Consider the following 9,574-nt stretch of genomic DNA (forward strand, 5'->3'; position numbering starts at 1 on the left):
CAAGATTTACGAAGGCGTTCTCGAAACCGAAGTGACGGAATTCTCGCGCGGCGATCTGCCCGAACTGCCGCTCAAGATCACGCTCAACGTCGGCAATCCGCAATTGGCTTTTGAATTCCAGTCGATACCGAATGCGGGTGTTGGCTTGGCGCGTCTGGAATTCATCATCAACAACAATATCGGCGTGCATCCAAAAGCGATTCTGGCTTATCCGGATATTGCGCAGGATCTCAAGCGTGCCGTCGAGTCGGTTTCTCGCGGTTATGCGTCGCCACGCGATTTTTATGTGGATAAACTGGCGGAAGGCATCGCAACCATCGGCGGCGCATTCTGGCCCAAGCCGGTGATCGTGCGACTCTCGGATTTCAAATCCAACGAGTATAAGAAATTGATCGGTGGTTCGCGTTACGAGCCGGACGAAGAAAATCCGATGCTGGGTTTCCGCGGTGTGGCACGCTATCTTGCGCCGGATTTTGCCGAAGCGTTCCGCATGGAATGCCAGGCGATGAAGCGCGTGCGTGACGAGATGGGATTAATCAACGTCGAAATCATGGTGCCTTTCGTGCGCACGCTTGGACAGGCCGCCAAGGTTATCGAGTTGCTTGCGCAGAATGGCCTGAAGCGTGGCGAAAACGGTTTGCGTATCGTGATGATGTGCGAAGTACCATCGAATGCCGTACTGGCCGATCAATTCCTCGAATATTTTGATGGTTTCTCGATCGGTTCCAACGATCTGACACAGCTCACCTTGGGTCTGGATCGTGATTCGGGCATGGATATTTTGGCTGCCGATTTCGATGAGCGTGATCCAGCCGTGATGGCTTTGTTCTCGCGCGCCATTGCTGCCTGCCGTGCGCAAAACAAGTATGTCGGCATCTGCGGTCAGGGACCATCCGATCATCCTGATTTCGCGGCCTGGCTGATGAAGGAGGGCATCGGTTCGCTCTCCTTGAATCCCGATTCTGTGGTCGAAACCTGGCAAGCGCTGGCGAAAAAGCTGGATTGATCGCACGCCACATATTGCGCTTTTGTCCTACACTGCGCATGTCTGTCATTCTTGGCAGGCATGCGCAGTTTTATTTTGGGCTATGACATGCACATAAGTGCAATAGGTACAGTATGAGTGACTGGGTAATCTGGTTTGTCATTGCGGGCGTATTGGTCGGGCTGGAGATCGCGATCGGTACGTTTTATCTGTTGATGATCGGTGTTGGCGCTGCGGTCGGTGGTGTGGCCGCATTGCTGGGCTTGAACGGTGCTGCGCAATGCATGGTCGCCGCGATAGTCGCTGCCTTGGCGACGTTCTTCCTGCGCCGTGCGCGTTTTGGTAAAAAGCCTGCGCTCGATGCCAATCGCGATCCCAACGTCAATCTCGATGTCGGGCAGACCCTGGAAATCCATGAATGGCATGTCATTGAAGGCGCTGCGCCGACGGCGCGTGCGCGTTATCGCGGTGCGCTATGGGATATCGAACTGGCAGCGGGCGGACAGCCTGTTGCCGGTGTCTTCGTCATTCGCGAGGCGAGAGGCAGTCATCTGATTGTCGTCAACGCCGGTGCAGACCATCTTTAATTCTTCAGGGAGTCACCATGTTCGGTTCCGCCAGCACTACGGCCGTATTGTTATTGATCGTTGCAGTTGTTTTTATCGTCAAGACCGTCAATGTGGTACCGCAGCAGCACGCATGGGTCGTTGAGCGACTGGGCAAGTATCACGCAACGCTGGGCCCGGGCCTGAAGATCGTGCTGCCTTTCATCGATCGCATCGCCTACAAGCATTCGCTCAAGGAAATTCCGCTTGATGTACCGATGCAGGTTTGCATCACCAAAGACAATACGCAGCTTGAAGTCGATGGCATCTTGTATTTTCAGGTAACGGATCCGATGCGTGCTTCGTATGGTTCCTCCAATTACATTTCCGCAATCTCACAGCTGGCACAAACGACCTTGCGTTCGGTGATCGGCCGTATGGAGCTGGACAAGACTTTTGAGGAACGCGATCTCATCAACCACGCGGTTGTCAGCGCGATTGATGAATCGGCAACCAACTGGGGCGTCAAGGTGCTGCGGTATGAAATCAAGGACCTGACGCCACCGCGCGAAATCCTGCATGCGATGCAATCGCAGATCACGGCCGAGCGTGAAAAGCGCGCGCTGATTGCCGCTTCGGAAGGACGCAAGCAGGAACAGATCAACATCGCTACCGGCGAACGCGAAGCTGCCATTGCGCGTTCGGAAGGTGAAAAGCAGGCGGCGATTAATCGTGCGCAGGGCGAAGCAGCGGCGATTCTGTCGATTGCCACCGCCACGGCGGAAGCGATTCGTCAGACTGGCGCTGCGATTCGTGAGCCCGGTGGGGAAGACGCCGTCAATTTGAAGGTGGCCGAACAATATGTCGATGCCTTTGCACAATTGGCCAAGACCAATAATTCCATCGTGGTGCCGGCCAACCTGGGAGATATGAGTAGCTTGATTGCGATGGCGATGCAGGTGGTCAAATCGCAGAAAAGCTGAGGCTTCTCGCAAGCGTGGAAAGTTAGGCGAAAAACAAACGGCACCGTCATCGGTGCCGTTTTCATTTGCAGCTCAGATCAACAGCGCCGATGCCTAGCGTCGGTTCTGCTTCATGGCAGACTGGATTTCACGATCAATGTCGCGTTTGCGCTCGGTATCACGCTTGTCGTGCTGTTTCTTGCCTTTGGCAAGGCCGACTTCGCACTTGATACGGCCACGCTGGTAGTGCAGGTTGAGCGGCACCAATGTGTAGCCGGCACGTTCGACCTTGCCGATCAGTTTCTTGATTTCCTCTTTCTTGAGGAGCAATTTGCGCGTGCGGACGGGATCGGGATTGACATGGGTAGAGGCGGTGGGCAGGGCGCTGATGTGCGAGCCGAACAGGAAGACTTCACCCTTGCGCACGATGACGTAGGCTTCCTTCAACTGCACGCGGCCGGCCCGTATCGATTTGACTTCCCAACCTTCCAGAACCACGCCAGCCTCAAAGCGCTCCTCGATGAAATAGTCGTGGAAGGCTTTTCTGTTATCAACAATGCTCATGAGTTTCGGCGAGGGGTCGGGTAAAATGGCAACTTTGCGATTCTATCAAACGGTTCACTTCGATGGCGGTAGTGCATAAAACAGTCTTGCTCGGATACAGCGCAGAACAGATGTTCGAGTTGGTGGAACGGGTCGAGGATTATCCTCAATTTCTGCCGTGGTGCGGTGGTGTGGAAGTCAAGGAGCGCAGCGAGAACAAGCTGACGGCGACCATCATGATTAATTTCCATGGAGTGCGTCAAAGTTTTACCACGCAGAATACGAACGACAGACCGGTTTCGATGACCATGACCCTGCTTGAGGGGCCTTTCAAGCATTTGCACGGCACGTGGAATTTCAAGCCACTGCGTGCCGATGCCTGCAAGATCGATTTCGATCTGGAGTATGAATTTTCCAATCGCCTCATCGAATCCATCATCGGGCCGGTATTCAATATGATCGCCACCAGTTTCGTGGATTCGTTCAGCAAACGCGCGGATCAGGTCTATGGCAAATCCGTCTGAACGTGTTGCGATCCAGATTTGCTATGCGACGCCGCTGCAGCAATTTCTGATCGATCACGTCGTGGATGCCGGCACCACGATTCAACAGGCGATCGACAGTAGTGGCATTGTGCGCAACGTGCCGGAGATCGATATTTCGGTATGCAAAGTCGGTATCTACGGCAAGATCAAGACGCTTGACACGATTGTGCGCGCGCAAGATCGGATCGAGATTTATCGCCCCTTGATTGCGGACCCCAAGGAATCGCGTCGCAGACGTGCAGATAAAAGCGCACGCAATGAAAAAAAGCCGGTGTAATCCGGCTTTTTTCTCTTGTGCGATGACAATTCGTTATCAACGGCAGTTTTCCAATTGTTTTCGCGTGTCTTTAATTGCCTGGGCGCGTTCTTCATCGCTGAGGTAGGCACGTTCACCCGATGGCGTGCGACGCGAAATACGCTCGCCCGACTCTAATGCCTGGCGATAGAGATCGGTTTGCTGGCAGGCTCTTTTGCGTTCGGCATCTTGCACGGCTTTATCGGCGGCCTGTTTTTCCTTTTCTGCCGCTTCTGAACGACGTTTCATGAATTCGGCATTGCGTTCGGACAGCGATGGTGACGATGAAGGCGCGGGAGGCGTTGGTGCAGGTGTTTCTGTTGCGCCCGTTTCATTCGCGGGTGTACGCATTCCCGGTGCCTTGAGGATGCGGTTTTGCGGCACGGATGCGGGCGGCGGCATATCCGAATACTGCTTGGTGCCTTTTTCATCGCGCCACACATACTGCGCCGTGGCTTGCGCAGCGCACAGTGCGAGCAGAAGTGTGGCCGCAACGGTACGGGCGGCAAAGATTTTCATGAAGTTCCCTGACTGAAATGGATGGCGCCGCCAGATGGCGGATCGATTGGTTACCGATTTCGCCATGCTTGGCATCCGAAGTCAACTAGCCCATAAAACGCCGTTGTTTTCAAGGCGCAGGCGACGCCGAATCGGGATTTCTGTATAATTCGCTTTTGCGCCAATAGGAAAAACACTATGCGTCTTCTTCAAAAAGCACTCACATTCGATGACGTGCTGCTGGTACCGGCTCACTCGGACATTCTCCCTAAAGACACTTCTCTTGCCACGCGATTGTCGCGCAACATCACGTTGAATATTCCACTGCTGTCGGCAGCGATGGATACCGTGACTGAAGCCCGTCTGGCGATCGCCATGGCGCAAGAAGGCGGTATCGGCATCATCCACAAGAATCTGACGGCACGCGAACAAGCGCGTGAAGTCGCCAAGGTCAAACGCTTTGAATCTGGCGTCGTCCGCGATCCAATCACGATTCCGCCAACCACCAAGATCCGCGACGTGATTGCACTGTCGCAGCAGCACGGCATCAGCGGTTTTCCGGTCGTTGAGGGTAAGAAAGTCGTTGGCATCATCACCAACCGCGATCTGCGTTTCGAGGGTGAGCTTGATGCGCCTGTCAGCGCCAAGATGACCCCGAAAGACAAGCTGGTTTTCGTCAAGGATGGCGCCGAATTGTCGGAAGCCAAGCGCCTGATGAACAAGCATCGTCTGGAACGCGTATTGGTCGTCAATGATGATTTCGAGCTGCGTGGCCTGATTACCGTCAAGGATATTCAAAAATCGACCGAGCACCCGATGGCCTCCAAGGATGGCCTGGGCAAACTGCGTGTTGGCGCAGCCGTTGGTGTCGGTCCGGACAATGATGAACGTATCGATTTGCTGGTCAAGGCCGGCGTGGACGTGATCGTTGTCGATACGGCGCACGGCCACTCCAAAGGTGTGCTCGATCGTGTGCGTTGGGTCAAGGACAATTACAGCCATGTCGACGTCATCGGCGGCAACATTGCAACTGCTGCCGCTGCGAAGGCTTTGGCTGACCATGGCGCGGACGGTGTCAAGGTCGGTATCGGCCCAGGCTCGATCTGCACCACGCGTATCGTCGCGGGTGTGGGCGTGCCACAGGTGACGGCCATTTCGAATGTGGCAGAAGCACTCAAAGGCACGGGTATTCCATGCATCGCCGATGGTGGCATTCGTTTCTCCGGCGATATCGCGAAGGCGTTGGCTGCCGGTGCATCCAGCGTCATGATGGGCAGCATGTTTGCCGGTACGGAAGAAGCGCCTGGCGAAGTGATCCTGTTCCAGGGTCGCAGTTACAAATCGTATCGTGGCATGGGCAGCCTGGGCGCGATGGCCGAAGGTTCGGCCGATCGTTACTTCCAGGATGCTGCGAATAACGTCGACAAGTTCGTACCGGAAGGCATCGAAGGTCGTGTGCCTTACAAAGGCAGCGCGATTGCCATCCTGTATCAACTGGTCGGTGGCGTACGTTCTTCGATGGGCTATTGCGGTTGCGCGACGATCGATGAATTCCGCGAACGTGCCGAGTTTGTCGAGATCACATCTGCCGGCATGCGCGAATCGCACGTTCACGATGTGCAGATCACCAAGGAAGCGCCGAACTACCGCGCTGACTGATCGCTGCTGACAGGCAAGGCTTATGTCGGTTACCTCGAAATTGCGCGACATCGATTCTGTTTCAGCAGGCCTTGGGTCTGAGAGAGAACAGGAAGATGTCGCGCAGTTATTGCAGCGCATCGAACGTCTTGGCAAGCATCTGTTTGGTGTGGCGATATGTGCCTTGCAACTGGATGAGCCGCTATGCGCCAGGCTGGGTTGGCAATGCCAGGATGAAGTCGTGAGATTTCACGCTGCGCAGGTATCGGCAGATACGCTGCGCATCTTGCCTGACAAGTCCTCGCCCTTCCAGCCGCCTCTGGGGCGTGTGGGGCAACTGGATGTGCGTTTCTATCTTGCCCATCCTGTTCGTACCAAATTAGGCGAGATCGCGGGCAGTTTGTTGTTGCTGCATGATCGGCCGCGTGCCTTTACGAACGGTGACCGTGAATTGCTGGCCGATGTGCTGGCACTGATTGCGCATCAATTGCGGTGCGTTTCCTCATAGTCGTGCCATTCATTGCAGACTTGTATTTATTTAAGACCTTCTAGAACCATCCATCTCATGCACTCGAAAATTCTCATCCTCGATTTCGGTTCGCAAGTTACGCAACTGATCGCACGCCGCGTTCGCGACGCCGGTGTCTTTTCCGAAGTCTTTCCGTATGACGTAAGCGATGAGTTCGTGCGCGAGTATGGTGCTGCCGGCGTGATTTTGTCGGGGGGACCGAATTCGGTGACGGAAGGCGACACGCCACGTGCGCCACAAGCCGTCTTCGAACTTGGTGTGCCGGTATTGGGCATCTGCTACGGCATGCAGACCATGGCCGAACAATTGGGCGGCAAGGTCGAGAATGGTCTGGTGCGCGAATTCGGTTACGCCGAGGTGCGTGCACATGGTCATACGGCCTTGCTCAAGGAAATCAGCGATTTCACCACGCCGGAAGGCTACGGCATGCTGAAAGTCTGGATGAGCCACGGCGACAAGGTCAACGCCATGCCGCCAGGTTTCAAGCTGATGGCGTCGACACCGAATTGCCCGATTGCCGGCATGGCTGATGAAGAGCGTCGTTTCTATGCATTCCAGTTTCATCCGGAAGTCACGCATACGGTGCAGGGTGAAGCGATCCTAGGTCGTTTCGTGCATGAGATTTGCGGCTGCAAATCCGACTGGAACATGCCCGATTACATTTCCGAAGCAGTCGAGAAAATCCGCGAACAGGTCGGTACCGATCACGTGATTCTTGGCTTGTCAGGTGGCGTCGATAGCAGCGTCGCTGCGGCATTGATTCATCGTGCGATTGGCGATCAACTGACCTGTGTCTTTGTCGATCATGGCTTGCTGCGTCTGGACGAGGGCAAGATGGTGATGGATATGTTCGGCAAGAATCTCGGTGTAAAAGTGATTCATGTCGATGCCACCGCACAGTTCATGGGTAAGCTGGCTGGCGTTAGCGATCCGGAGGCCAAGCGCAAGATCATCGGCGCCGAATTCGTTGAAGTGTTCCAGGCAGAGGCTGGCAAGCTCAAGGATGCGAAATGGCTGGCACAAGGCACCATTTATCCTGACGTGATCGAAAGCGCCGGCAAGGGCAAGAAGGGCGCGCATACGATCAAGAGCCACCACAACGTCGGTGGTTTGCCAGAAACGCTGAATCTCAAGTTGCTCGAACCATTGCGCGAACTGTTCAAGGATGAAGTGCGCAAGCTTGGTGTGGCACTCGGCCTGCCGCACGAGATGGTCTATCGCCATCCATTCCCTGGTCCTGGTCTTGGTGTGCGTATCCTCGGCGAAGTCAAGATGGAATATGCGGATCTGCTGCGTCGCGCCGATGCGATTTTCATCGAGGAATTGCGCAATACGCCGATTCCGCTGGCGGCTGAATTGGCAGCAGGCGAGGGGCATGGTGCGTTTCACAAAAACTGGTATGACGCGACCAGTCAGGCATTCGCCGTCTTCCTGCCGGTGAAGTCGGTCGGTGTCATGGGGGATGGTCGCACCTACGAATACGTGGTCGCACTGCGTGCGGTACAGACGCTGGATTTCATGACGGCACATTGGGCACATCTCCCACACGATTTGCTGGGCAAGGTATCGAATCGCATCATCAACGAGGTACGTGGCATCAATCGTGTGGTTTACGATATTTCCGGCAAACCGCCTGCGACGATCGAGTGGGAATAAGCACGAATAGCGTGCATGTGCTCATGCACGTATGATGGAGATTCGTAAAAAAGGACGCTTGGGCGTCCTTTTTTAATGTCTATGCCCAAAATCCGAGGGTGAAGAACTTCTGCTCAGGCTTCCTGTTCAAGTGCCGCTTCCAGAAGCGGTTTCGCCCAATCAGGCGTTTTGCGGAAATCTTCCATGGCTGTGGGCCAACGCAATCTGCCGTTTTCCATGGCAAGGAGCAAAGTGGGATTGGGTACGGATTGGCCTTGCTGAACCGTGACGCTGTTGTCATACACGTAGAGTTGCGACAACTCGGGCATCAATGCGATCAAATTGCCCAATGCAGTAGTGCAGCGTTCACGAATCTTTTCTTCAGGAATGTCATGTCCGCCAGCCTTGACCCGTTCCTTGACGCGAGCGATGTGTTGCTCGGCTGACGAGAGACCGCAAAACCAGATGATGACGTCATGCGTTTTCGTCGCGGCAAGCAATTTTGCCGGAATGGAATTCCCGCCCAATGTGGTTTCGAATGCAAAGCTTTGCTTCCGCTGCATAGCCGTTTCAAGCCGGCGTACGCCTTCGCCCCAGGCTGTGGCATTCGCGTCGGTTTGCGAACAGAGCGTATTCTCGCGAAAGGCACGGGCAAATTCGTCTGGGTTGAACCATGCCAGTCCCGCACGAGTTAATAAATGACCGCCGATCGAGCTTTTTCCCGCGCCATTTACGCCAGCCAATACATAAATGACAGGCTTTGCCATCAATAAGTACTACCTGCCTTGACCTGCCCATTAAGCTGGAGTGGTTGCCCGATAAGATCGCGCAGACGATCGCCTGCGTTGTCCGTGTTCAGTACGGCCAGTCGCTCATCGAAACGTTTGCGCAAGGCCTCAAGGGTTGCCGGCATTTGCGCTTGTGCGGCCTGAATAGCGGCCACCATCGCGCGATATTCGCTTGTGGAGAGAATGACGGCTTCTGGCGCATTGTGATTGGTGACCAATACCTTGCCGTGATGAGTCACGCTTTGCATCACGCCACGCCATCCATGTTTTTTGACATCGGAGGCGGGCGTCCGTGGCAATGTGTCGAGCAGGTCTGGCGTAACGGGAAGGGACATGACTATCTCCTAAAATGACTTCCCATTTTACCCAAAATTACCAAAATAGGTAAATTGGATATTTCTTTTTAGGGCGCTTTATTCGCTGATTGTGGATGGGAAGAGCTTTACAAGAATAAGTCAATAAGCTGGCGAGATAGAATGCCGACGATAACTTCTATCCCCATGATTTTTATCGAATTATTTTCAAAATATTTTGTAATGAAAATCGTCTCGGTTATCCCTTATTCGATACTTGGGGATATCACTTAGCAGTGTTGTTAATTGGAATGTTTC

The 9,574-nt window shown here is 54.3% G+C and carries 12 protein-coding genes; 8 read left to right on the forward strand and 4 right to left on the reverse strand.

Annotation, left to right across the window (positions count from 1 at the left end):
- From QZ725_RS05715 to QZ725_RS05725, 3 genes are all read left to right on the forward strand, one after another.
- On the forward strand, nucleotides 1–1,006 hold a 1,006-nt coding region (locus QZ725_RS05715), incomplete at its 5' end, for a putative PEP-binding protein (RefSeq protein ID WP_366773782.1).
- 113 nt (nucleotides 1,007–1,119) lie between these two features.
- Nucleotides 1,120–1,572, forward strand: coding sequence for an NfeD family protein (locus tag QZ725_RS05720; protein WP_293777244.1), 453 nt, complete (start codon nucleotides 1,120–1,122; stop codon nucleotides 1,570–1,572).
- A 17-nt stretch (nucleotides 1,573–1,589) separates the two neighbouring features.
- Nucleotides 1,590–2,513 carry an SPFH domain-containing protein gene (locus QZ725_RS05725; protein WP_293777246.1) on the forward strand — a complete coding sequence of 308 codons (924 nt, stop codon included), beginning with the start codon at nucleotides 1,590–1,592 and terminating at the stop codon, nucleotides 2,511–2,513.
- A gap of 93 nt (nucleotides 2,514–2,606) precedes the next feature.
- Here QZ725_RS05725 and smpB read toward each other — a convergent pair whose 3' ends face one another.
- The gene (gene smpB / locus QZ725_RS05730) at nucleotides 2,607–3,056 is read right to left on the reverse strand and encodes an SsrA-binding protein SmpB (RefSeq protein ID WP_293777247.1); all 450 of its coding nucleotides are present in this window, start codon (nucleotides 3,054–3,056) and stop codon (nucleotides 2,607–2,609) included.
- 62 nt (nucleotides 3,057–3,118) lie between these two features.
- On the opposite strand from smpB, the gene QZ725_RS05735 reads away from it, so the two are divergent.
- Together QZ725_RS05735 and QZ725_RS05740 are read left to right on the forward strand one after the other, a co-directional pair.
- Nucleotides 3,119–3,559: a type II toxin-antitoxin system RatA family toxin gene (locus QZ725_RS05735; protein WP_293777248.1), complete on the forward strand. Its 441-nt coding sequence runs from the start codon at nucleotides 3,119–3,121 to the stop codon at nucleotides 3,557–3,559.
- Nucleotides 3,543–3,857, forward strand: a complete 315-nt coding sequence (locus QZ725_RS05740; RefSeq protein WP_293777249.1) for an RnfH family protein — start codon at nucleotides 3,543–3,545, stop codon at nucleotides 3,855–3,857. The genes QZ725_RS05735 and QZ725_RS05740 overlap by 17 nt, the downstream gene beginning before the upstream one ends.
- Before the next feature lie 36 nt (nucleotides 3,858–3,893).
- Here QZ725_RS05740 and QZ725_RS05745 read toward each other — a convergent pair whose 3' ends face one another.
- Entirely contained in the window at nucleotides 3,894–4,394 is a 501-nt protein-coding gene (locus QZ725_RS05745) for a DUF4124 domain-containing protein (protein ID WP_293777252.1), read from the reverse strand.
- A 177-nt stretch (nucleotides 4,395–4,571) separates the two neighbouring features.
- On the opposite strand from QZ725_RS05745, the gene guaB reads away from it, so the two are divergent.
- Genes guaB through guaA form a run of 3 tightly spaced genes read left to right on the forward strand, consistent with a single transcriptional unit; the run spans nucleotide 4,572 to nucleotide 8,196 of the window.
- Nucleotides 4,572–6,032, forward strand: a complete 1,461-nt coding sequence (gene guaB / locus QZ725_RS05750) for an IMP dehydrogenase (RefSeq protein ID WP_293777254.1) — start codon at nucleotides 4,572–4,574, stop codon at nucleotides 6,030–6,032.
- A gap of 22 nt (nucleotides 6,033–6,054) precedes the next feature.
- A complete protein-coding gene (locus tag QZ725_RS05755; protein ID WP_293777256.1) occupies nucleotides 6,055–6,519 on the forward strand; it encodes a GAF domain-containing protein in 465 nt (154 codons plus the stop codon).
- A gap of 57 nt (nucleotides 6,520–6,576) precedes the next feature.
- The gene (gene guaA / locus QZ725_RS05760) at nucleotides 6,577–8,196 is read left to right on the forward strand and encodes a glutamine-hydrolyzing GMP synthase (protein WP_293777259.1); all 1,620 of its coding nucleotides are present in this window, start codon (nucleotides 6,577–6,579) and stop codon (nucleotides 8,194–8,196) included.
- A gap of 113 nt (nucleotides 8,197–8,309) precedes the next feature.
- On the opposite strand, the gene QZ725_RS05765 is transcribed toward guaA, so the two are convergent.
- Together QZ725_RS05765 and QZ725_RS05770 are read right to left on the reverse strand one after the other, a co-directional pair.
- Nucleotides 8,310–8,942: a zeta toxin family protein gene (locus QZ725_RS05765; RefSeq protein ID WP_293777262.1), complete on the reverse strand. Its 633-nt coding sequence runs from the start codon at nucleotides 8,940–8,942 to the stop codon at nucleotides 8,310–8,312.
- Nucleotides 8,942–9,298: a type II toxin-antitoxin system prevent-host-death family antitoxin gene (locus tag QZ725_RS05770; RefSeq protein WP_293777264.1), complete on the reverse strand. Its 357-nt coding sequence runs from the start codon at nucleotides 9,296–9,298 to the stop codon at nucleotides 8,942–8,944. The genes QZ725_RS05765 and QZ725_RS05770 overlap by 1 nt, the downstream gene beginning before the upstream one ends.
- Nucleotides 9,299–9,574 lie beyond the last annotated feature (276 nt).

It is taken from the genome of uncultured Oxalicibacterium sp. (genome assembly GCF_913776015.1).
Taxonomy (GTDB): domain Bacteria; phylum Pseudomonadota; class Gammaproteobacteria; order Burkholderiales; family Burkholderiaceae_D; genus Oxalicibacterium.